17 protein-coding genes, 2 rRNA genes and 1 riboswitch are annotated in these 23,304 nt (G+C 66.9%); of the genes, 15 read left to right on the top strand and 4 right to left on the bottom strand.

Annotation, left to right across the window (positions count from 1 at the left end):
* Positions 1 to 119: 119 nt before the first annotated feature.
* The 12 genes from LRD69_RS03255 (at position 120) to LRD69_RS03200 (ending at position 13,501) form a co-directional block, all read left to right on the top strand.
* A 23S ribosomal RNA gene (locus LRD69_RS03255) occupies positions 120 to 3,244 on the top strand.
* A gap of 79 nt (positions 3,245 to 3,323) precedes the next feature.
* Positions 3,324 to 3,440 (top strand): 5S ribosomal RNA (gene rrf / locus LRD69_RS03250).
* A 145-nt stretch (positions 3,441 to 3,585) separates the two neighbouring features.
* Positions 3,586 to 4,194, top strand: coding sequence for a CDP-alcohol phosphatidyltransferase family protein (locus tag LRD69_RS03245; RefSeq protein WP_277325030.1), 609 nt, complete (start codon positions 3,586 to 3,588; stop codon positions 4,192 to 4,194).
* A 113-nt stretch (positions 4,195 to 4,307) separates the two neighbouring features.
* Positions 4,308 to 6,803, top strand: a complete 2,496-nt coding sequence (locus LRD69_RS03240; RefSeq protein WP_277325029.1) for a mannose-1-phosphate guanyltransferase — start codon at positions 4,308 to 4,310, stop codon at positions 6,801 to 6,803.
* Positions 6,804 to 6,900: 97 nt separating this feature from the next.
* Positions 6,901 to 7,821, top strand: a complete 921-nt coding sequence (locus LRD69_RS03235; protein WP_277325028.1) for a DUF881 domain-containing protein — start codon at positions 6,901 to 6,903, stop codon at positions 7,819 to 7,821.
* Complete coding sequence (locus LRD69_RS03230; protein WP_003970459.1) at positions 7,818 to 8,150, top strand: small basic family protein; 333 nt, start codon at positions 7,818 to 7,820, stop codon at positions 8,148 to 8,150. Before LRD69_RS03235 ends, LRD69_RS03230 begins: the two co-directional genes overlap by 4 nt.
* A 5-nt stretch (positions 8,151 to 8,155) precedes the next feature.
* Positions 8,156 to 8,944, top strand: coding sequence for a DUF881 domain-containing protein (locus tag LRD69_RS03225; RefSeq protein ID WP_277325027.1), 789 nt, complete (start codon positions 8,156 to 8,158; stop codon positions 8,942 to 8,944).
* A 190-nt stretch (positions 8,945 to 9,134) separates the two neighbouring features.
* Positions 9,135 to 9,908: an FHA domain-containing protein gene (locus tag LRD69_RS03220; RefSeq protein ID WP_277325026.1), complete on the top strand. Its 774-nt coding sequence runs from the start codon at positions 9,135 to 9,137 to the stop codon at positions 9,906 to 9,908.
* Between the two features lie 17 nt (positions 9,909 to 9,925).
* Positions 9,926 to 10,669, top strand: coding sequence for a MerR family transcriptional regulator (locus tag LRD69_RS03215; protein WP_277325025.1), 744 nt, complete (start codon positions 9,926 to 9,928; stop codon positions 10,667 to 10,669).
* 54 nt (positions 10,670 to 10,723) lie between these two features.
* Complete coding sequence (locus LRD69_RS03210) at positions 10,724 to 11,197, top strand: bifunctional nuclease family protein (RefSeq protein ID WP_030921587.1); 474 nt, start codon at positions 10,724 to 10,726, stop codon at positions 11,195 to 11,197.
* Between the two features lie 168 nt (positions 11,198 to 11,365).
* A complete protein-coding gene (locus LRD69_RS03205) occupies positions 11,366 to 11,983 on the top strand; it encodes a MerR family transcriptional regulator (protein WP_277325024.1) in 618 nt (205 codons plus the stop codon).
* Positions 11,984 to 12,040: 57 nt separating this feature from the next.
* The gene (locus LRD69_RS03200) at positions 12,041 to 13,501 is read left to right on the top strand and encodes a DNA polymerase IV (protein ID WP_277325023.1); all 1,461 of its coding nucleotides are present in this window, start codon (positions 12,041 to 12,043) and stop codon (positions 13,499 to 13,501) included.
* Here LRD69_RS03200 and LRD69_RS03195 read toward each other — a convergent pair.
* Positions 13,426 to 13,794, bottom strand: coding sequence for a PRC-barrel domain-containing protein (locus LRD69_RS03195; protein WP_277325022.1), 369 nt, complete (start codon positions 13,792 to 13,794; stop codon positions 13,426 to 13,428). The two genes, LRD69_RS03200 and LRD69_RS03195, sit on opposite strands and share 76 nt — an antisense overlap.
* 113 nt (positions 13,795 to 13,907) lie before the next feature.
* Positions 13,908 to 14,005, top strand: a riboswitch (glycine riboswitch).
* A gap of 194 nt (positions 14,006 to 14,199) precedes the next feature.
* Here LRD69_RS03195 and gcvP point away from each other — a divergent pair.
* A complete protein-coding gene (gene gcvP, locus LRD69_RS03190; protein ID WP_277325021.1) occupies positions 14,200 to 17,085 on the top strand; it encodes an aminomethyl-transferring glycine dehydrogenase in 2,886 nt (961 codons plus the stop codon).
* Positions 17,086 to 17,169: 84 nt separating this feature from the next.
* Here gcvP and LRD69_RS03185 read toward each other — a convergent pair whose 3' ends face one another.
* Both LRD69_RS03185 and LRD69_RS03180 read right to left on the bottom strand, forming a co-directional pair.
* On the bottom strand, positions 17,170 to 17,376 hold the full coding sequence (locus LRD69_RS03185; RefSeq protein ID WP_277325020.1) for a DUF5999 family protein: 207 nt from the start codon (positions 17,374 to 17,376) through the stop codon (positions 17,170 to 17,172).
* Positions 17,377 to 17,695: 319 nt separating this feature from the next.
* Positions 17,696 to 18,292 carry a hypothetical protein gene (locus tag LRD69_RS03180; protein ID WP_277325019.1) on the bottom strand — a complete coding sequence of 199 codons (597 nt, stop codon included), beginning with the start codon at positions 18,290 to 18,292 and terminating at the stop codon, positions 17,696 to 17,698.
* A gap of 484 nt (positions 18,293 to 18,776) precedes the next feature.
* Between LRD69_RS03180 and LRD69_RS03175 the strand changes: the two genes are divergently transcribed.
* Positions 18,777 to 20,285, top strand: coding sequence for a glutamate-cysteine ligase family protein (locus tag LRD69_RS03175; RefSeq protein ID WP_277325018.1), 1,509 nt, complete (start codon positions 18,777 to 18,779; stop codon positions 20,283 to 20,285).
* A gap of 221 nt (positions 20,286 to 20,506) precedes the next feature.
* Here LRD69_RS03175 and LRD69_RS03170 read toward each other — a convergent pair whose 3' ends face one another.
* Positions 20,507 to 22,297: a substrate-binding and VWA domain-containing protein gene (locus tag LRD69_RS03170; protein WP_277325017.1), complete on the bottom strand. Its 1,791-nt coding sequence runs from the start codon at positions 22,295 to 22,297 to the stop codon at positions 20,507 to 20,509.
* Between the two features lie 184 nt (positions 22,298 to 22,481).
* Here LRD69_RS03170 and LRD69_RS03165 point away from each other — a divergent pair, with 184 nt between their 5' ends.
* Entirely contained in the window at positions 22,482 to 23,261 is a 780-nt protein-coding gene (locus tag LRD69_RS03165; protein WP_277325016.1) for a CPBP family intramembrane glutamic endopeptidase, read from the top strand.
* Positions 23,262 to 23,304: the final 43 nt, after the last annotated feature.

Raw genomic sequence — 23,304 nt, 5'->3', positions numbered from 1 at the left:
GGTACGGGCTCGTTTGAGTCTGTCCTTCGGTTGCCGGCCCCAGTGAACTCGCCCTTGTGGGTGGGGTGATGGGTGGCTGGTCGTTGTTTGAGAACTGCACAGTGGACGCGAGCATCTGTGGCCAAGTTTTTAAGGGCGCACGGTGGATGCCTTGGCACCAGGAACCGATGAAGGACGTGGGAGGCCACGATAGGCCCCGGGGAGCTGTCAACCGAGCTTTGATCCGGGGGTGTCCGAATGGGGAAACCCGGCAGTCGTCATGGGCTGTCACCCGCTGCTGAACACATAGGCAGTGTGGAGGGAACGAGGGGAAGTGAAACATCTCAGTACCCTCAGGAAGAGAAAACAACCGTGATTCCGGGAGTAGTGGCGAGCGAAACCGGATGAGGCCAAACCGTATGCGTGTGATACCCGGCAGGGGTTGCGCATGCGGGGTTGTGGGATCTCTCTTTTGCGGTCTGCCGGCCGTGAGACGAGTCAGAAACCGTTGATGTAGGCGAAGGACATGCGAAAGGTCCGGCGTAGAGGGTAAGACCCCCGTAGCTGAAACATTGACGGCTCGTTTGAGAGACACCCAAGTAGCACGGGGCCCGAGAAATCCCGTGTGAATCTGGCGGGACCACCCGCTAAGCCTAAATATTCCCTGGTGACCGATAGCGGATAGTACCGTGAGGGAATGGTGAAAAGTACCGCGGGAGCGGAGTGAAATAGTACCTGAAACCGTGTGCCTACAAGCCGTGGGAGCGTCGCTGTTGTTCTTCGGAGCAACAGTCGTGACTGCGTGCCTTTTGAAGAATGAGCCTGCGAGTTTGCGGTGTGTTGCGAGGTTAACCCGTGTGGGGAAGCCGTAGCGAAAGCGAGTCCGAATAGGGCGTTTTAGTAGCACGCTCAAGACCCGAAGCGGAGTGATCTAGCCATGGGCAGGTTGAAGCGGAGGTAAGACTTCGTGGAGGACCGAACCCACCAGGGTTGAAAACCTGGGGGATGACCTGTGGTTAGGGGTGAAAGGCCAATCAAACTCCGTGATAGCTGGTTCTCCCCGAAATGCATTTAGGTGCAGCGTCGTGTGTTTCTTGCCGGAGGTAGAGCACTGGATAGGCGATGGGCCCTACCGGGTTACTGACCTTAGCCAAACTCCGAATGCCGGTAAGTGAGAGCACGGCAGTGAGACTGTGGGGGATAAGCTCCATGGTCGAGAGGGAAACAGCCCAGAGCATCGACTAAGGCCCCTAAGCGTACGCTAAGTGGGAAAGGATGTGGAGTCGCAGAGACAACCAGGAGGTTGGCTTAGAAGCAGCCACCCTTGAAAGAGTGCGTAATAGCTCACTGGTCAAGTGATTCCGCGCCGACAATGTAGCGGGGCTCAAGCGTACCGCCGAAGTCGTGTCATTCGTACATGTATCCCCAACGGGAGTACGGATGGGTAGGGGAGCGTCGTGTGCCGGGTGAAGCAGCCGCGGAAGCGAGTTGTGGACGGTTCACGAGTGAGAATGCAGGCATGAGTAGCGATACACACGTGAGAAACGTGTGCGCCGATTGACTAAGGGTTCCTGGGTCAAGCTGATCTGCCCAGGGTAAGTCGGGACCTAAGGCGAGGCCGACAGGCGTAGTCGATGGACAACCGGTTGATATTCCGGTACCCGCTTTGAAACGCCCAATACTGAATCAGGCGATGCTAAGTCCGTGAAGCCGGCCCGATCTCTTCGGAGTTGAGGGTAGTGGTGGAGCCGACGAACCAGACTTGTACTAGGTAAGCGATGGGGTGACGCAGGAAGGTAGTCCAGCCCGGGCGGTGGTTGTCCCGGGGTAAGGGTGTAGGGCGTGTGATAGGCAAATCCGTCACACATTAAGTCTGAGACCTGATGCCGAGCCGATTGTGGCGAAGTGGATGATCCTATGCTGTCGAGAAAAGCCTCTAGCGAGTTTCATGGCGGCCCGTACCCTAAACCGACTCAGGTGGTCAGGTAGAGAATACCGAGGCGTTCGGGTGAACTATGGTTAAGGAACTCGGCAAAATGCCCCCGTAACTTCGGGAGAAGGGGGGCCATCACTGGTGATTGGATTTACTCCATGAGCTGGGGGTGGCCGCAGAGACCAGCGAGAAGCGACTGTTTACTAAAAACACAGGTCCGTGCGAAGCCGTAAGGCGATGTATACGGACTGACGCCTGCCCGGTGCTGGAACGTTAAGGGGACCGGTTAGCTGACTTTCGGGTCGGCGAAGCTGAGAACTTAAGCGCCAGTAAACGGCGGTGGTAACTATAACCATCCTAAGGTAGCGAAATTCCTTGTCGGGTAAGTTCCGACCTGCACGAATGGCGTAACGACTTCTCGACTGTCTCAACCATAGGCCCGGTGAAATTGCACTACGAGTAAAGATGCTCGTTTCGCGCAGCAGGACGGAAAGACCCCGGGACCTTTACTACAGTTTGATATTGGTGTTCGGTTCGGCTTGTGTAGGATAGGTGGGAGACTTTGAAGCAGCCACGCCAGTGGTTGTGGAGTCGCCGTTGAAATACCACTCTGGTCGTGCTGGATGTCTAACCTGGGTCCGTGATCCGGATCAGGGACAGTGTCTGATGGGTAGTTTAACTGGGGCGGTTGCCTCCTAAAGAGTAACGGAGGCGCCCAAAGGTTCCCTCAGCCTGGTTGGCAATCAGGTGTTGAGTGTAAGTGCACAAGGGAGCTTGACTGTGAGACCGACGGGTCGAGCAGGGACGAAAGTCGGGACTAGTGATCCGGCAGTGGCTTGTGGAAGCGCTGTCGCTCAACGGATAAAAGGTACCCCGGGGATAACAGGCTGATCTTCCCCAAGAGTCCATATCGACGGGATGGTTTGGCACCTCGATGTCGGCTCGTCGCATCCTGGGGCTGGAGTCGGTCCCAAGGGTTGGGCTGTTCGCCCATTAAAGCGGTACGCGAGCTGGGTTTAGAACGTCGTGAGACAGTTCGGTCCCTATCCGCTGCGCGCGTAGGAATATTGAGAAGGGCTGTCCCTAGTACGAGAGGACCGGGACGGACGAACCTCTGGTGTGCCAGTTGTTCTGCCAAGGGCATGGCTGGTTGGCTACGTTCGGAAAGGATAACCGCTGAAAGCATCTAAGCGGGAAGCCTGCTTCGAGATGAGTATTCCCACCCCCTTGAGGGGTTAAGGCTCCCAGTAGACGACTGGGTTGATAGGCCAGATGTGGAAGCCCGGTAACGGGTGGAGCTGACTGGTACTAATAGGCCGAGGGCTTGTCCTCAGTTGCTCGCGTCCACTGTGTTAGTTCTGAAATAACGAACGGCCGTGTTGTTGTCCGGTGTTGGTTAATTTCATAGTGTTTCGGTGGTCATTGCGTTAGGGAAACGCCCGGTTACATTCCGAACCCGGAAGCTAAGCCTTTCAGCGCCGATGGTACTGCAGGGGGGACCCTGTGGGAGAGTAGGACGCCGCCGAACAATTATTCCGGGAAAGCCCCGCACCTCTGGTGCGGGGCTTTTCTGCGTTTAACAGGTCCTTCCCTCACCCCCGTGCAAGCGGCCGCAGTGGCTGAGGGTAGGGTCAGGGGGCATCATTGGCACGTTCTTCACAGGAGGCCCCCGGGTGGAGGTCCAGGAGACTCGGGTTCAGACGGACCGAGTCCTCACCATCCCCAACATCCTCAGCATGGCTCGCCTTCTCGGGGTGCCGCTCTTCCTGTGGCTGATCCTTCGCCCCGAGTTCGGCGGCCCCAAGAGCGATGGCTGGGCGCTGCTGGTCCTGATGCTCAGCGGGATCAGCGACTACCTCGACGGCAAGCTCGCCCGACGGTGGAACCAGATCAGTAGTCTCGGGCGACTCCTGGACCCGGCTGCCGACCGCCTGTACATCCTTTCGACCCTCGTCGGTCTGACCTGGCGGGAGATCCTTCCGCTCTGGCTCACCGCGGCCCTCCTCGCCCGTGAGCTGATGCTTCTCGTCATGGTGGGAATCCTCCGGCGCCACGGCTATCCGCCGCCCCAGGTGAACTTCCTCGGGAAGGCCGCTACGTTCAACCTGATGTATGCCTTCCCCTTGTTGCTGCTCAGTGACGCAAGTGGTTGGCTTGGATCGCTGGCCGCTATTTTCGGATGGGCGTTCGCGGGGTGGGGTACAACGCTCTATTGGTGGGCAGGGATCCTCTACGTGGTTCAGGTCCGCCGGCTCGTCAAGGCGGATGTAGCAGCCGATTGAGCTCGTTGATGCGGTACCGCGCAGTGTGGCCGGTCCGCGGTTGATCTCTCAGATGTTGCCCCGACGGGCGAAGTCGGCCAAACCGTCGTCTCTGCAAGGAGGACGTTTCCGACATGAAGGCCGTCGTGATGGCTGGTGGCGAAGGCACTCGTCTTCGCCCCATGACCTCGAGCATGCCCAAGCCTCTCCTGCCTGTGGCCAATCGGCCGATCATGGAGCATGTGCTACGGCTGCTCAAGCGGCATGGGCTCAATGAGACCGTCGTAACCGTCCAGTTTCTCGCCTCTCTCGTCAAGAACTACTTCGGGGACGGCGAAGAGCTCGGGATGGAGCTCACCTATGCCAACGAGGAGAAGCCTCTCGGCACCGCGGGGAGCGTGAAGAACGCCGAAGAGGCGCTGAAGGACGACACCTTCCTCGTCATTTCCGGGGATGCCCTGACCGACTTCGACCTGACCGACCTCATCGCCTTCCACAAGGAAAAGGGCGGTCTCGTTACGGTGTGCCTGACCCGTGTTCCGAATCCGCTGGAATTCGGAATCACGATCGTGGACGAGGGTGGCCAGGTCGAGCGGTTCCTGGAGAAGCCGACCTGGGGTCAGGTCTTCTCGGACACCGTCAATACAGGCATCTACGTGATGGAGCCCGAGGTCTTCGACTATGTCGAGGCCGACGTCTCGGTGGACTGGTCCGGCGACGTCTTCCCTCAGCTCATGAAGGAAGGCAAGCCGATCTACGGCTACGTCGCCGAAGGCTACTGGGAGGACGTGGGCACGCACGAGAGCTATGTGAAGGCACAGGCCGACGTCCTTGAGCGCAAGGTCGACGTCGAGATCGACGGCTTCGAGATCTCGCCCGGTGTATGGGTCGCCGAAGGCGCGGAGGTACATCCCGACGCGGTGCTGCGCGGGCCCGTGTACATCGGGGACTACGCAAAGATCGAGGCCGGAGTCGAGCTGCGCGAGCACACGGTCATCGGCTCGAACGTCGTCGTCAAGACGGGTGCGTTCCTGCACCGGGCCGTCATTCACGACAATGTCTACATCGGCCAGCAATCGAATCTGCGCGGATGCGTGATCGGCAAGAACACCGACATCATGCGGGCGGCCCGCATCGAGGACGGCGCGGTCATCGGCGACGAGTGTCTGGTCGGTGAGGAATCGATCATTCAGGGCAATGTGCGGGTCTACCCGTTCAAGACCATCGAGGCCGGCGCCTTCGTCAACACCTCGGTGATCTGGGAGTCGAGAGGGCAGGCCCATCTCTTCGGCGCCCGCGGCGTCTCGGGAATTTTGAACGTGGAGATCACCCCGGAACTCGCCGTGAGGCTGGCCGGCGCGTACGCCACCACCCTCAAGAAGGGGTCGACCGTCACCACCGCGCGTGACCACTCCCGAGGCGCGCGTGCGCTGAAGCGAGCCGTCATCTCGGCGTTGCAGGCCAGCGCCATCGACGTGCGGGACCTGGAGAACGTACCGCTCCCGGTAGCGCGTCAGCAGACGGCCCGGGGGAGCGCCGGCGGAATCATGATCCGTACCTCCCCCGGAGTGCCGGACTCCGTGGACATCATGTTCTTCGACGAGCGGGGAGCAGACCTGTCCCAGGCGCGCCAGCGCAAGCTGGACCGGGTCTACGCACGTCAGGAGTACCGGCGGGCCTTCCCCGGGGAGATCGGCGACCTGCACTTCCCGTCGAGCGTCTTCGACTCCTACACGGGGTCGCTGCTGCGCAATGTGGACACCTCCGGAATCGCCGCCGCAGGGCTCAAGGTCGTCGTCGACGCGTCCAACGGCAGTGCCGGGCTCGTCCTGCCCAGCCTGCTCGGGCGGCTCGGTGTGGACGCGCTGACCATCAATCCGGGGCTCGACGAATCGCGTCCCACCGAATCCGCCGACGCCCGGCGCTCCGGGCTGGTGCGGCTCGGGGAGATCGTGTCCTCGGCCCGGGCCGCGTTCGGCGTGCGCTTCGACCCGGTCGGTGAGCGGCTCTCCCTGGTCGACGAGCGAGGCCGGATCGTGGAGGACGACCGGGCTCTGCTGGTCATGCTCGATCTGGTGGCCGCCGAGCGACGCAGTGGGCGGGTGGCACTGCCGGTGACGACGACGCGCGTTGCCGAGCAGGTGGCCGCGTACCACGGCACACAGGTGGAGTGGACGACGACGTCGCCCGACGACCTGACGCGGGTGGGACGCCAGGAGGGCACCATCTTCGGCGGCGACGGGCGCGGTGGTTTCATCGTTCCCGAATTCAGCAGTGTCTTCGACGGTTCGGCCGCCTTCGTGCGGCTCATCGGGCTCGTCGCCCGGACGCAGCTCACGCTCAGCCAGATCGATGCCCGCATTCCCCGCGCGCACGTCCTGCACCGCGATCTGGCCACGCCGTGGGCCGTCAAGGGGCTGGTCATGCGCCGCGTGGTGGAGGCCGCAGGCGAGCGCGATGTCGACACCACCGACGGTGTACGGGTCGTCGAGGCGGACGGGCGCTGGGTGATGGTGCTGCCGGACCCGGCGGAGGCCGTCACCCATTTGTGGGCGGAGGGTCCCGACGACGCCTCGGCCCAGGCGCTTCTCGACGAGTGGGCAGAGGTCGTGGAGAGCGCCGGCCACTGACGTTCCCCGGATGCGCCGGGAGGTGCGGTGCCGCGCCTCCCGGCGCTTGGGTGGGGCCATTCGGCGGTAGCAGGTGCAACGTGCGACGATGTGCGGCATGTCGCAGCAGCCCCCCGATCGGAGTAGTGCTTCGGCATCCGCGCGCCCTGACGCGTCCATGTCGCTGCTGACCAATGTGATGCACCACAGCCTGGACGAGGGCTACGCCGAGGCCACCGCGCGCCGCAAGGCCGACGGAAGCGCGGGGATGCCGCGCACGGTGAAAGCGAAACTGGGCCTCGCGGCGGGTCTTGTGCTGGCTGCGCTCGTCGTCACGCTCGGCGCAGCGGAGGCACGTGTCGCGGCACCCGTCCTCGCCAAGGAACGCGAAGAGCTCATCGACCGTATCGATGCCGAGACATCGGCGGCCGACACCCTCGAGTCACAGGTCGACCGGCTCCGGGACGATGTGAGCGAGCGTCAGCGTAAAGCGTTGGAAAAGCATGGCGGGGACCAGGGCGAGCTGGTGGCGCTGCTCTCCGGGGCGACGGCGGTGCAGGGGCCGGGTGTGAAGCTCGTCATCGATGACGCGCGGGAGTCCGATCAGGGCGGTGGCGGGCCGCGGGAGACCACCGGCTTCGCCGATACGGGGCGGGTGCGCGACCGCGACCTGCAACGGGTCGTCAACGGCCTCTGGCAGTCCGGGGCGGAAGCCATCGCTATCAACGGGCAGCGGCTGACCGCCCTGTCGGCGATCCGCGCCGCCGGCGACGCCATACTGGTCGACAACAGACCGCTCGTGCCGCCGTACACGGTGCTTGCGGTGGGGAACGGGAAGCGGCTCAGTACCGCGTTTCAAGGCAGTGCCGACGGCCTGTATCTGCAGGCGCTGAAGGACACATTCTCGATCCGGACCAGCATCTCGGTCCAGGATCAGGTGCGCCTTCCGGCCGCGCCGAGCCTGATCGTACGAACAGCAGAGCCGAAGGCCGCAGACACCGGCAGTGGTGCGGCAGACACAGGGAAGGGCACATCGTGATCGCCGTACTGGGCCTCGTCGTGGGAGTCGTGGTCGGACTGTTGGTCCGGCCCGAGGTGCCGGCGGTGGTCGAGCCCTATCTTCCGATCGCTGTCGTGGCTGCGCTCGACGCGGTCTTCGGCGGTCTGCGGGCCATGCTCGACGGCATCTTCGTCGACAAGGTGTTCGTGGTGTCGTTCCTGTCGAACGTCGTCGTGGCAGCGCTCATCGTGTTCCTGGGTGACAAGCTGGGCGTCGGCGCGCAGCTCTCCACGGGTGTGGTGGTCGTGCTCGGTATCCGGATCTTCTCCAACGCCGCGGCGATCCGCCGGCACGTCTTCCGGGCCTGAAGCCGATGAACGACGAAGAACTTCCCCGTGACGAGGAGCGCGCCGGCGAGCAGCGGGCCGACGCCCCCAAGGAGCTCACCGGGCGCCAGCGGCTGATCGCCGGAGTCTGGCCGCCCCGGGTGACCCGGGCTCAACTCATCGTCGCGCTGCTGCTGTTCGTGCTCGGCCTGGGGCTGGCGATCCAGGTGCGGTCGAACAGCGACAACAGCGCACTGCGCGGCGCGCGCCAGGAGGACCTGGTCCGCATCCTCGATGAACTCGACGACCGCACACAGCGTCTTGAGGATGAGAAGCAGCGTCTGGACGATCAGCGCACGGAGCTCGAGAACAGCTCGGACCAGGCCGAGGAGGCTCGTAAGCAGACGGTGGAGAAGGAGCGGCAGCTCGGTATTCTCGCCGGGACCGTGGCGGCACACGGGCCCGGGATCACGCTGACGATCAACGACCCGGGCGACGGGGTGGAGGCGGACATGCTGCTCGACGCCCTCCAGGAGCTGCGTGCGGCGGGCGCGGAGGCGATCGAGGTCAACGGCGTGAGGGTGGTCGTCAACACGTACTTCTCCGGTGACGGCGGCCACATCAAGGTCGACGACCGGTCCATCTCCGCACCGTACGTCTTCAAGGTCATCGGCAAGCCGCAGGATCTGGAGCCGGCGCTGAACATTCCCGGCGGCGTCGTGCAGACACTGGAGAAGGAGCAGGCCACTGTGCATGTGGCACAGGCGGACGACATCGTGGTGAACGCCTTGCGACCGGCGAAGCGGCCTGACTACGCTCGGTCGTCACCCCAGTGAAGCCGCCGGGTACGGGGGTCGGAGGACACAGGTACGAGGTTGCGGGGGGTCGCCGCATCGTATTGGTGGGGCGTGGTGGAAACTGTCGAGTGACTGGGGACGTTGTGAAGATGTCCGGGTCGGCAGGTGTGTTCATTCAGGGTTCGTCCTGCCCCACGGGCGGGTCTATTTCGGTCAAGGGGAATCGCCCGTGAAGTTGTTTGCGAAGTTGTTCGGCAAGAGCGCCCGCGACGAGGCTGCCCGCCATCGCGCACCGCGCCATGGCCAGGCCGATGAGCAGGGCACGGAGCGCCCGCTCTTCCGCGATGAGGTGGCGGGTGCAGGTGGTGACATTCCGGGTGGTTCCGGCGCGTCGTCTGTTGACCCTGCCGGTGCGGGCCGCATAGGTTTCGGGGATCCATCAACCTCGAGTACGGGTGGAGGGTTTGCGTCCATGCCGGTCTGTACGAGGTGCGGCCATCGCAACGCCGAGGCCAGTCGTTTCTGCTCCAACTGCGGTGCGCCGCTGAGGGGTGGGGCTCCGTCCGAGCGTCCCTCGGAGACGACCTCGACCATCTCCATCTCCGGTCTCGAGGCGTACGAGGCGGAGGCGACGGGTCAGACGTCCGTGCCGTCCCTCTCTCCCGAGGCCCAGGCCGCCGTCGACGCCCTGCCGCTGGGCTCGGCGCTGCTGGTGGTGCGCCGCGGTCCCAACTCCGGCAGCCGCTTCCTGCTGGACAGCGAGCTGACCACGGCCGGCCGCCATCCGCAGAGCGATATCTTCCTCGACGACGTGACGGTCTCGCGCCGGCACGTGGAGTTCCGCCGGAACGCCGACGGCAGCTTCACGGTCGGGGACGTCGGCAGCCTCAACGGCACGTACGTCAATCGTGAGCGCATCGACTCCGTCGCGCTGTCCAACGGCGACGAAGTGCAGATCGGGAAGTACCGGCTGGTCTTCTACGCGAGCCAGCGAGGCATCTGACCCGTCAGGGAAGGTCCATGCTGAGAACACCGACGGGCGGTGCCGGTCACGGCACCGCCACCGCCGACGACCGTGCACTGAGCATCGGCGCGGTGCTCCTGCAGTTGCGGGACGAGTTTCCCGAAGTCACCATCTCCAAGATTCGCTTCCTGGAGGCGGAGGGGCTCGTCGAGCCGCAGCGGACGCCTTCCGGATACCGGAAGTTCCGGCCCGACGACGTGGAGCGGCTGGCCCAGGTGCTGCGGATGCAGCGGGACCACTATCTTCCGCTGAAGGTCATCCGTGAGCACCTGGACGCACTCGCCCGCGGCGAGCAGGTCTCCCTGCCGTCCCCGGGCGGGCAGCGGGACCTTCCCGACGGTGCCTGGGAGACCGGGCCGGGGCGGGCGACTGCGGCGCGAATCGGCCGCGCCGAGCTGCTGGCAGCCGCCGAGGTCACCGAGAGTGATCTCGAGGAGTGGGAGTCGTACGGCCTCGTCGCTCCGACGGCGGACGGCGGATATGACGCCGAGACGGTCACCGTGGCCAAACTTGTGGCGGATCTGGGGCGATTCGGTCTGGAACCGCGTCATCTGCGGGCCATGAGGGGGGCCGCGGAGCGTGAGGCCGGGCTGATCGAACAGGTGGTGGCGCCCCTGCGCCGGCACCGGAATCCGCAGACCAGAGCACATGCGGAGGCCACGGCGAGGGAGCTTGCGGAGCTCTCCGTGCGGCTTCATTCGGCGCTTGTGCAGACGGCTCTGCGGATCAGGCTCCACTGAGTCACGGAGGAGCCCGACTACCCAAACCTGCCGAGCACGTCCTAGGGTTGCTGTGTGAACGAGCTCGACGTTGTGGGTGTCCGGGTGGAAATGCCCTCCAACCAACCGATCGTGCTCCTGCGTGAAGTGGGAGGCGACCGGTACCTCCCCATTTGGATCGGTCCTGGCGAGGCGACTGCGATCGCCTTCGCGCAGCAGGGCATGGCTCCGGCCAGGCCGCTGACCCATGATCTCTTCAAGGATGTGCTCGAGGCCCTCGGCCAGGAGCTCACCGAGGTCCGCATCACGGACCTCCGCGAAGGGGTCTTCTACGCGGAGCTGGTCTTCGCCGGCGGGGTCGAGGTGAGCGCGCGTCCGTCGGACGCCATAGCGCTCGCGCTGCGCACCGGCACGCCGATCTACGGCAGTGACGGGGTGCTCGACGACGCCGGTATCGCCATCCCGGACGAGCAGGAGGATGAGGTCGAGAAGTTCCGGGAGTTCCTCGACCAGATCTCGCCGGAGGACTTCGGTACCAACAGCCAGTGACCGTCCTGCGGGGTAGCCGTCAGCGCATCCGACAAGCCTTTCCCGGGAGCGAGACACGGGAAACCACTCTCAGGGTGATTATCACTCGGCGTGCCGAGTGTGGCGATCGTTGACGCACCCCGGGTGACTGCCTACCTTCGAGATGGCAGGTCAAGGACGGAGGTCGGCGTGAGAAGCAGCGGCGACGGTACGGCAGCAGGTGGGCCGTATCGGCAGCACGGAAGTACAGCCGGCCACACCATCAGGCAACCGGTTCAGCCGGCGGCTCCGGCAGGCGGCGGGACGGCGGCGGCCGACGACCTCGGCTACCGCGGGCCGACGGCGTGCGCGGCGGCAGGGATCACCTATCGGCAGCTCGATTACTGGGCGCGCACGGGGCTCGTGGAGCCGAGCGTGCGCCCGGCCTACGGCTCGGGCACGCAGCGCCTCTACAGCTTCAGGGACGTCGTCCTGCTGAAGATCGTGAAGCGCTTCCTGGACACGGGCGTCGCCCTGCAGAACATCCGCACCACGGTCCAGCATCTGCGGGCCCGCGGATTCAGGGATCTTGAGCGGATGACGCTCATGAGTGACGGTGCGACCGTCTACGAGTGCTCCTCGCCCGACGAGGTCGTGGATCTGCTCCAGGGGGGTCAGGGGGTCTTCGGCATCGCCGTCGGGGTGGTCTGGCACGACGTCGACGCCGCGCTGTCGCAGCTGCACGGCGAGCGGGTTGACACCGGCGAGACGCTGATCGGCAACAACCCCACCGACGAACTCGCACGGCGGCGCAACCGCGCCGTCTGACCGGGCGCGGATCCGGAGCGCGGCGATTGTCAGTGCGGTAGGGCAGCATCGATGGATGTGAGAGCCGCGCCCACCATCCTGCATCTCGACATGGATGCCTTCTACGCCTCTGCGGAGCAGGCGGCGAAGCCGAGTCTGCGCGGCAAGCCCGTGGTGGTGGGCGGGCTGGGGCCGCGCGGGGTCGTCGCCACCGCGTCGTACGAGGCGAGGCGCTTCGGGGTGCACTCGGCGATGCCGACCGCCCAGGCCAGGCGACTGGCACCCAATGCCGCCTATCTGGTGCCTCACTTCACGCTGTACCGGACGGTCAGCGACCAGGTGATGCACCTGCTCGGGCAGCTCTCGCCCCTGGTGGAGCCGCTCAGCCTGGACGAGGCCTTCGTCGACCTGGAGGCCGGAGGAGTGGCGGACGACACCGCGTCCGCGCGGGCCATCGGTGAGCAGTTGCGCGAAGCGATCAAGGCGGTCACCGGACTCACCGGCTCGGTGGGCCTCGCAGGCTCCAAGATGCTGGCGAAAATCGCCTCGGAGGAGGCAAAGCCGAACGGGCTGCTGCTGATCGAGCCGGGTACCGAGCGCGAACTGCTCGCGCCCATGTCCGTACGGATCCTGCCCGGTGTCGGACCCGCCACCGGAGACCATCTGCGGCGCGCCGGGATGACCACAGTCAATGACCTGGCCGTGGCGGGCGAGGCGGAGCTCGTGAGACTGCTCGGGAAGGCCCACGGCGTCGCCCTGCACCGGATGGCCCTCGGGTACGACAACCGGCCCGTCGTCGCGGAGCGCGACGCGAAGTCGGTCTCGGTCGAGGACACCTTCGACGTGGACCTGCACGACCGGGTCCGGGTCAGGACGGAGGTCGAGCGCCTGGCCGACCGGTGTGTCCAGCGGCTGCGGGGAGCGGAGCGGTCGGGACGGACCGTGGTGCTGAAGGTCCGCAGGTACGACTTCTCGACGCTCACGCGGTCCGAGACGCTGCGGGGCCCCACGGACGACCCCGCGGTGGTCAGAGAGGCCGCTGCGCGGCTTCTGGAGGCCGTGGACACGACCGGAGGCGTACGGCTCCTCGGCGTCGGTGTCACGGGGCTCGCCGACTACACCCAGGAAGATCTCTTCGCGCAGGCGGCCGGTGAGCGGGCCGCGCCCGAGGACCCGGCCGGCGAGGACCCGGGCGCGGTCGCGGGCGACCAGGGGGATGCGCCGGTGGACGGTGCACAGGAGCAGGCCACCGCCGAGCAGCTCGCGGCCCGGCGGTGGCCCGCCGGGCACGACGTGTGCCATGACACCTTCGGCCACGGGTGGGTGCAGGGCAGCGGCGTGGGCCGGGTGACGGTGCGGTTCGAAGAACCCGAGTCGCCGCCCGGCCGGGTACGCACGTTCCGTGTCGACGATCCGGAGCTGCAGCCCGCGGACCCGCTGCCGCTGGTGCGCGACCCCGTGGACTACTCGTCCTGGCCGGCCAGCCTGCCGAAGTCGCGGTCCGTTGCCGGCTCCTCGGGCGGCGAGTCCAGACCGTAGTGCCGGTAGAGCTGGAGTTCCTGTTCCGGTGAGAGATGGCGGCCGACTCCGAAGTCGGGTGCGTCCTTGATCAGGGCCCGGTCGAAGGGGATGCGCAGCGAGTTCTCGACGAATTCGCTCGGCTCCAGCGGGACGAAGGCATCCCTGCTGAACAGCCCGGTGCGCACGGCGGCCCACTCGGGTACACCGGTCGCATCGTCGAGATACACCTCGTCGACGGTGCCGATCTTGGTGCCTGTGCGGTCGAACGCCTTGCGGCCGATCAGGCTGCGCGGATCGATGTCGGTCTGCACGGTCCCTCCCGTTGGTCGCGGCTACTCCACAGCCACTACGAAAGTGCAGATCCGGGGTATCGGCCACTCGAGAACTCGAACACGAACCCCGCTGGTAGGCTGGCTATGGCTGATGACCCCGTGCGGGAGAGTCCACCGGAGCACATCCGGCAGGCGCCGAAGGAGCAAATCCTCCCCGGAATCTCTCAGGCCCCCGTACCGCATGGACGAGGTCACTCTGGAAAGCAGGGCGGGTTTCGTGGCGGCAGATGCCGGGACGGTTCCCTTCCTCACCGACGGTGAAAGCCGGTACGCCGCTGGGCGGGCCGGTGAAGCTCTCAGGTTGAGATGACAGAGGGGGAGGCCGTCAGGGCACCCGCGCCGCGGTGCCCCTCGCAGGTCGTGACAGACCAGGAGGCCTCCACCATGACCCCCCGTCGCACTCCGCTCTCCCAGCTGGAGCAGGGCATTCCCTTCGAAGAGCGCCACATCGGACCCGATGCCGAGGCGCAGGCGAAGATGCTCGCCCAGGTCGGTTACGGCTCGCTCGACGACCTGACCGCGGCCGCAGTGCCGGATGTCATCAAGAGCGCCGAGGCGCTGCAGCTGCCGGCGGCCCGCACCGAGGCCGAGGTCCTGGCCGAGCTGCGCTCCCTCGCGGACCGCAACCAGGTCCTCGCCCCCATGATCGGGCTCGGCTACTACGGCACGTTCACCCCTCCCGTGATCCTGCGCAACGTCATGGAGAACCCGGCCTGGTACACGGCCTACACGCCGTACCAGCCGGAGATCTCGCAGGGCCGCCTCGAGGCCCTCCTCAACTTCCAGACGATGGTTGCCGAGCTCACCGGGCTGCCCACCTCCGGTGCCTCGCTGCTCGACGAGGGCACCGCGGCCGCGGAGGCCATGGCGCTCGCGCGGCGTGTCGGCAAGGTCAAGAACGGCGTCTTCCTGATCGACGCCGACGCCCTGCCGCAGACCGTCGCCGTGATCCAGACCCGCGCCGAGCCGACCGGTGTCGAGGTCGTCGTCGCCGACCTCACCGAGGGCATCCCCGCGGAGATCGCCGAGCGCGGGGTCTTCGGCGTGCTGCTGCAGTACCCGGGCGCCTCCGGTGCGGTCCGGGACATCAAGCCCGTCATCGACCAGGCGCACGAACTCGGCGCGATCGTCACCGTCGCCGCCGACCTGCTGGCCCTGACCCTGCTCACCTCGCCCGGCGACCTCGGCGCGGACATCGCCGTCGGCACCACGCAGCGTTTCGGTGTGCCGATGGGCTTCGGCGGACCGCACGCGGGCTTCATGGCCGTACGCGAGAAGTTCGCCCGCAGCCTGCCCGGCCGCCTGGTCGGTGTCTCCGTCGACGCGGACGGCAACAAGGCGTACCGCCTGGCCCTGCAGACCCGCGAGCAGCACATCCGCCGTGAGAAGGCCACCAGCAACATCTGTACCGCTCAGGTGCTGCTCGCCGTCATGGCCGGGATGTACGCCGTCTACCACGGCCCCGACGGGCTGCGGACGATCGCCCGGCGCACGCACCGCTACGCCACGATCCTCGCCGAGGGGCTGCGGGCCGCGGGCGTCGATGTCGAGACCGGCGTCCACTTCGACACGCTCACCGTGCGGGTCCCCGGCAGGGCGGCCGAGGTGGTCGCCGACGCCCGCGAGCGCGGGGTCAACCTGAGGCTCGTCGACGCCGACGTGGTCTCCCTCGCGTGCGACGAGACCACCACCCGCTCGCAGATCGAGGCCGTGTGGGCCGCCTTCGGCACCGACGGTGACATCGAGGCGATGGACGCCTCGGCCGCCGACGCGCTGCCCGAGTCCCTGCTGCGGACCGACAACTTCCTCACCCACCCGGTCTTCCACCAGCACCGCTCCGAGACCGCGATGCTGCGCTACCTGCGCAAGCTCGCCGACCGTGACTACGCGCTGGACCGCGGCATGATCCCGCTCGGCTCCTGCACCATGAAGCTGAACGCGACCACGGAGATGGAGTCGATCACCTGGCCCGAGTTCGGTGCGCTGCACCCGTTCGCACCGGCCGAGCAGGCACAGGGTTTCCTGACGCTCATCCGTGAGCTGGAGGAGCGTCTCGCCGAGGTCACCGGCTACGACGCGGTCTCCATTCAACCGAACGCCGGCTCGCAGGGCGAGTTCGCCGGCCTGCTGGCCGTGCGCGCCTACCACCGGGCCAACGGTGACGAGCAGCGGACCGTCTGCCTCATCCCGTCCTCCGCGCACGGCACCAACGCCGCGAGCGCGGTGATGGCCGGCATGAAGGTCGTCGTGGTGAAGACCGCCGACGACGGCGAGGTCGACGTCGCGGACCTCCGCGCCAAGATCCAGCAGCACCGCGACGAGCTGTCCGTGCTCATGATCACGTACCCGTCGACGCACGGTGTGTTCGAGGAGCACGTCGCCGACATCTGCGCCGAGGTGCACGACGCCGGCGGTCAGGTGTACGTCGACGGTGCCAACCTCAACGCGCTGGTCGGTCTCGCCAAGCCGGGCCGGTTCGGCGGCGATGTCTCGCACCTGAACCTGCACAAGACCTTCTGCATCCCGCACGGCGGCGGTGGCCCGGGTGTCGGCCCGGTCGGCGTGCGCTCGCACCTCGCGCCCTACCTGCCGAACCACCCGCTGCAGCCCGCCGCCGGCCCCGAGACCGGTGTCGGACCGATCTCGGCCGCTCCGTGGGGCTCGGCCGGCATTCTGCCGATCTCCTGGGCGTACGTACGCCTGATGGGCGGGGAGGGCCTGAAGCGCGCGACGCAGGTCGCCGTACTCGCCGCCAACTACATCGCCAAGCGTCTGGAACCGCACTACCCGATCCTGTACACCGGCCCGGCCGGTCTGGTGGCGCACGAGTGCATCGTGGATCTGCGGCCGATCTCCAAGGAGACCGGGGTCAGCGTCGACGACATCGCCAAGCGCCTGGTCGACTACGGCTTCCACGCGCCGACCATGTCCTTCCCGGTGGCCGGAACGCTGATGATCGAGCCGACCGAGAGCGAGGACCTCGCCGAGCTCGACCGGTTCTGCGACACGATGATCGCCATTCGCGAGGAGATCGAGAAGGTCGCCTCCGGTCAGTGGAGTGCGGACGACAACCCGCTGGGCAACGCCCCGCACACGGCCGCCATGGTCGGCGGTGAGTGGAACCACGGCTACAGCCGCGAGGAGGCCGTCTTCCCGGCCGGCGTCTCGGCCGCCGACAAGTACTGGCCGCCGGTGCGCCGGATCGACGGTGCGTTCGGTGACCGCAACCTCGTCTGCTCCTGCCCGCCGCTGGACGAGTACGACAACTGAACCACCCCTGGGGTGTGACGCGGACATGCGTCGGGGCCGGTGCGGAGATCTTCTCCGGGCCGGCCCCTGTTCGTACGGGCCGCGTCAGGCGGCCTTCATCACCCGGCCGGTGTCCAGCGGACGGTGCGGGGCGATGATCTGTCCGTCCGGGAGCAGCTCACCGGTGTCCTCGAAGAGCAGGACGCCGTTGCACAGCAGGCTCCAGCCCTGTTCCGGGTGGTGCGCCATCAGGCGGGCGGCTTCCCGGTCGGCTGAGTCTGCGGACGGGCAGGGTGGCTGGTGCTGGCACATGGATGGGTTCTTTCGCTGCGTTGTAGTGAATGTCCTGCGGCTTGACGATGTGTTCATGGCCGCCCCCCGTATCAATCGGTCCGGTCCCAGTGTTGCCCCACGGGCGTCAATCCGCAGGGATTTCGCAGCAGCGCTTGTCCTACTCTCATGACGCGTCACCCGGCCGGACGGTTCAACACAACTGCACTGTCCCTTCGGGTGGTTCGGGGTGGCCGGACCGGACTAGTCCGGATGGCCCCGAGTGCCCCTGCGCCGTACTGTGCCCCGCCACCGGAAACGGTGGCGGGGCACAGTACGGCGAGCCGGAGTCGGGCTGTGGTCAGGCCGGTGAACCGAGCAGCGGGCCGGAGCGGCCCGGGGTGATGCGCAGGGTCATCACGGGGAGCAGATCGGCGACCCGGTGCGGACGGTGTGCGGCGATGCCCGGTGGTGCGGGAGCCAGCGGCACCAGAAGATCGGTGGGGGCGAGGGCGCCGGCCGACGCGTCGGCCTCGATGTCCTCGTGCAGCCACAGCGTCAGCATGTAGAGCTCGGGGATGGACAGCAGACGCGGCTGGTAGTGCGGCGTCACCGTCTCCGCCTGGCGCAGGGCGAGTTCGGTCGAGGCGATGTACGGGCCCTCGAAGAAGTGCGAGAAGGTCCAGCCGTCCGGGGTGAGCATGGTATCGGCCGCCGCGACGGCCCGATCCGAGCTGCGGATCAGGAACCGCCACCCGGCCAGGCTCGTGCGCGGTGCGCCCCCGCTCGGGCCGATCCGGTCCAGCACATGGACGGGGAGCGGGAGTTCGGGGCTCAGCGGTCCCTGGACGGACCGGAGAGCGGGCGTGCGGGCCTCGCGGACTGCGGTGGGTGAACCGAGTGCCGCGAGAACGCTGCGCAGGGCAGGCGCGGGAGCCGGGGGTACATGCAGCGGCATAGTGGGTCGCCTCTCACTTCGGAGACACGGTGATGCGTGGGCTGGGGCAGACGGCGCTGTCGGCGTGCGGGGCCAGAGGGGGGCCGGTGACTGGGCCGGTGCGTCAACTCTCTGCCTCGTCCGCGGAGTTTATACGACAGGTGTTCACACGGTGTTTCCGCTAGCCGCCGCAGGTATTGCCGGCAAGGCGGTATCCGGACTTTATTATGCGGAGAATCTTCTGATTCGACGTGCGTGGCGCAGTTGCTGCCTGGTGTTTTTTCCCGGCCGCGGTCGGCCGAAACACGTCGGCGTTTTCACCACCCGCCTCACGGCGGAAACTGCGCAGTGCTCCATGCCGTCGGAATGTGCCCCGGGCGGCCGCCCCCAGATTACTGGGTCCGCGCTGTCCGTGGGGGCGTTATCGATCACCTGCCCTGGGCATTATCGACCGTGACGCGAGCGGCCTGGGGCGCGGGCCGCCCACTCGAGGAGGGACGCTTCGATGGGGGAGAAGGTCGTGGTGGGCACCTTTGACCTGTCCGATCGGCAGAGGTACCGGAAGAAGCTTCACCTGTGCCTGGAGGGGCTGGAGAGGCTCCTGGCGGAACGGAGGTTCGACCGCCCGCGCAATCTCATGGGACTGGAGATCGAACTGAATCTGGCAGGTGTGGACGGTCTGCCGCGGATGATGAATGCGGAGGTTCTCGAGCGGATCGCGAGCCCTGATTTCCAGACCGAACTCGGGATGTTCAATCTGGAGGTGAACATCGTTCCGCACCGCCTGGACGGACGCGTATTCGATCAACTGGCCGAGGAGCTCAGGACCGGCCTCGGATATGCCCACAGGAAGGCAGGAGAGATCGCTGCCGGAATCGTGATGATCGGAATACTGCCGACCCTCGGCCGTCAGGACCTCGTGCGGGCGAACCTCTCGGACGGGGACCGCTACGCACTGTTGAACGATCAAATGGTGGCCGCGCGCGGCGAGGATTTCGCGCTCGATATCGAAGGTGTGGAACGACTGGTCTGTACCTCGACATCGATCACGCCCGAAGCGGCCTGCACCTCGGTCCAGTTGCATCTGCAGGTGACCCCGGCACGGTTCGCGGACGTGTGGAACGCGGCCCAGGCCGTCGCCGCCGTCCAGATAGCCCTCGGAGCCAACTCACCCTTCCTGTTCGGCAGGGAGCTGTGGCGGGAGTCCCGCCCGCCGCTCTTCCAGCAGGCCACCGACACCAGGCCGCCCGAACTGCAGAACCAGGGGGTGCGCCCGAGGACCTGGTTCGGCGAGCGGTGGATCGGCTCGGCCTACGAGCTCTTCGAGGAGAATCTGCGGTACTTCCCTCCGCTGCTGCCGATCTGCGACGAGGAGGACCCGCTGCGGGTCCTCGACGAGGGCGGGATACCGGCGCTCCAGGAGCTCGTGCTGCACAACGGGACGGTCTATCGCTGGAACCGGCCGGTGTACGGGCTGGCCGACGGTGTACCCCATCTTCGCGTCGAGAACCGCGTCCTGCCCGCCGGCCCCACCGTCACCGATGTGATCGCCAACGCCGCGTTCTACTACGGTCTCGTACGGGCGCTCGCGGAACAGCCGCGTCCAGTGTGGACCAGGCTGCCGTTCGCCGCCGCGGCCGAGAACTTCGAAACCGCCTGCCGCAGAGGCATCGACGCCCAGCTGACCTGGCCCCGGCCGGGGCGGGCGGGCGGGCTGACCCGGGTGCCGGCCGTCGAGCTCGTGCGGGACGAACTGCTGCCGCTCGCCGCGGCGGGGCTCGATGCCTGGAACATCGAGCCCGCGGACCGGGACCACTACCTGACGGTCATCGAGGAGCGCTGCAAGCGGCGGGTGAACGGCGCGTCCTGGCAGGCGGACACGTATCACTGCGGGCTGGACGCCGGGCTCGGACGGGAGGAGGCGCTCGCGGCCACCACCCGCCGGTACGCCGAGCTGATGCACAGCGGCGAGCCGGTGCACACCTGGCCGGTGGGCTTCCCGGACGGTTCCTGAGGGCCGGCCCGTCATCCCCGGCGGGCGCACGACGGCAGCTGCGGCACCTCGCCGCGTTGTCGGAACGCCTGCATACGCCCCGAACGAGGACGCCTCTGCGCCGTGCGCCGCACCACATCCGACGCCACGCGCCGATCCACCAGGGGGGACGGGACAGCCCTCGGGCCGGTGTCGTCACCGCACCGGGCTGCCGTTCGGCGCTGTACCCGGCCGAGTGGCGGCTACTGCTGGGCGTCGCGGCTGTTCTGCCCGGCAGTCATCACGGCCTGGAGAATGACGGCTTGGATGTCGGCGGGATCGGTGACCTGGTATCCGCCGCCGCCGGTCACCTTGGCTATCTCGTCCACCTCCTCGCGGTCGGCCTCGGGACCGACCGCGATGGCGAGGAGCGGTACCGGGCGCTCCGGGTCGGCGAGCCGCTTGAGCTCCGAGATCAGGCCACTGCGCGAGATGGAGCGGTAGTCCTGGTTCGAGCCGTCGGTGAGGATCACCACGGCGTTGAACTTGCCCTTCACATAGGTTGCCTGAGCCGCCTGGTAAGCAGCCAGCGTGGTGTCGTACAGGCCCGTCGCGCCGTTCGGCACCGGCTGGAGCGCGGAGAACGCGGCAGCGAGCTTCTCGCGGTGCGTGCCGCCGCCCTTCACCGGGTCACCGAGCCGGGCGGTCGGCACCATCGTGCGGTAGTCCTTGTCGCCGTCGAGCGTGGTGGCGAACTCCCACAGACCGATCTCGTCGTCCGGGGTGAACTGGCCGAGAGCCTGGATCAACGACGCCTTTGTGACATCCATCCGGGACTGATTGCGCCCCGGAACGATCGTGGCCATGGAACCGGAGGCATCGACGACCGTGGTCAGCCGCGCGCTCTGCACCGTGATCGTCCACATGCCGAGCGTCTCCTGGAGCGCCTCGGCGGACGGGGGAACGGCGGACGGGGTGGCGTACGGCTGCGGTACCCGGCCACCCGCAGACGCCACCACCGCCTCCCCGGTCGTCCCGTCGGTCGCCCTGAAGCCGTGCTGCGCCAGGGTGCGCCGGGCGCTCTCCTGGCCGAGCAGCGTCATGAAACGCAGTGCCGCACGGCTCTCGTCCGTGCTCAGCTTCATCTCGTTGACCAGCGTGTACGGGTAGTCGAGCAGTGGGGTGCCGTCCTTCGGGTAGAAGAGATCGAGCTTCCCGCCCCCGGCCGGGGCGGCGTTGTGGGCGAATGCCGCCTGCTCGGAGAGCAGTACCGCCTGATTGCGCTGCGGATTGCCGCCCTCGGCGCCCGAGTCGTCCTGAGCCAGGGTCTCGAGCACCTGGGTGTCGCCGTCGGACATCCGCTGCGCGAGCAGTTTGGCGGTGGCCGCGACCCGGGTGTCGCTGTCTCCGCCCTGCTCGTCCGACGACGCGGCGATGCTGGTGAGAGCCAGCAGACCGGTGGCACTGCGGGCCGGGTCGGCCGCCCCGAGGCGTACCTTGTCCGACTCCGTGGCCGCGGCCGTCAACTCGGCCCAGGAGTACTTCTTCCTCGGCCAGCCGAGGGTCTTCGCAGCCGACGGGATCATGGCGAGGGTCACCGGGGAGGAGGCGATGGAGTCCTCCGGGGTGATCGGAATGCTGTTGCCGCCGCCCTGGACACGGTCCAGCCAGAGGTCGGAGTCGGGCAGCCAGACCTGGTAGTCGGGGGTGCGGGCGCCGGCCGACAGTGCCTCGGCGACCTTGTACGAGTCACGGGCGACGACCTGGACGTACAGGCAGTGCCCGTCGGACCGGACGCCGTCCTTGCGTGCCTGGTCGGCGACGGCATGCACGGCGGGGGCGATGTCGGGGGAGGCCACCATGGAGAGCCGTACCGCGGAGTCCTCGCAGGACTCGGAGAAGGACAACAGGCCGCTCCGGACCGCGACTGCCGTACCTGCCGCCACCGTGAGGACGAGCATGGTGGCGAGTGCGACGGTGCGTCGGTGGCGTGGCCGGGAACCGCCCCCGCTGTCTTGCCGCGCGTAGTCGTCGGGCAAGCTGTGGCGTCCCATGTCGGTGGTGCCTCTCCTTGAGGATGAACAAGGAAAAGGGGGACCACACCCTCACCGATGGTGGTTGTCCCCCGGCCTGTCGCGCATGATCTTCGTACCTGCATTCGAGACCCTAGCGGGACGGGGAGCGGGATGAGACGCGAATGCACAACTGAAGGCGGGTGTACAGGTGGAGGAGGGGCGGGTGGCTGAATCTTTCCCCGGGGAGGCAGTGCCACGGCGGATCCTGCGATCCGAGACGGTGCTGGTACTGGCCCTCTCACTGGGTGCCAGCGGGGTGTCCGCCCTGATCAGTTTTGTCGGATCGCTGACCAAACCCGGGGGTCTGAAGGACCAGGCCGCGACGCTCAACAGTTCGTACGCTCCCGGGCGGCCCTGGCTCGATCTCGCCTGGCAACTCTTCGGAATCGCCACGGCGCTGGTCCCCGTCGCGCTGGTGGCGCATCTGCTGATCAGGGAGGGGACGAGCCTGCGTGCCATCGGCTTCGACCGGAGCCGGCCCCGGTCGGACCTGGGGCGCGGCACGTTGATCGCCGCGGGCATCGGCAGCGCCGGGCTGGCCTTCTATCTGGTGGCGCGGGCCGCCGGGTTCAACCTCACGGTGGTCCCGGAGTCGCTGCCCGGCGTGTGGTGGAAGTTCCCCGTCCTGATCCTCTCCGCGCTGCAGAACGCCGTGGTGGAGGAAGTGATCGTCGTCGGGTATCTGCTGCGCAGACTCGGGCAGTTGGGGTGGACGCCGACGGCCGCCCTGGTGGCGAGCTCGGTGCTGCGCGGCTCATACCACCTGTATCAGGGGATCGGCGGCTTCATCGGCAACATGGTGATGGGCGTCGTCTTCGTGCTGCTGTACCGGCGTTGGGGGCGGGTGGGCCCGCTGGTCGCGGCACATGCGCTGCTCGACATCGGGGCGTTCGTCGGGTACGCGCTGCTCGCAGGGAAGGTGGGGTGGCTGCCGACGCCGTGAGCAGGGGCGCGGAGGAAAGGTGCGTACGGATCGCTCCGTACGC

Origin of the sequence: Streptomyces sp. JH14 (assembly GCF_029428675.1) — a bacterium.
GTDB lineage: Bacteria > Actinomycetota > Actinomycetes > Streptomycetales > Streptomycetaceae > Streptomyces.
The sequence above is the reverse complement of the archived record's forward strand: the minus strand, read 5'-3'. Positions and strand labels throughout refer to the sequence as shown.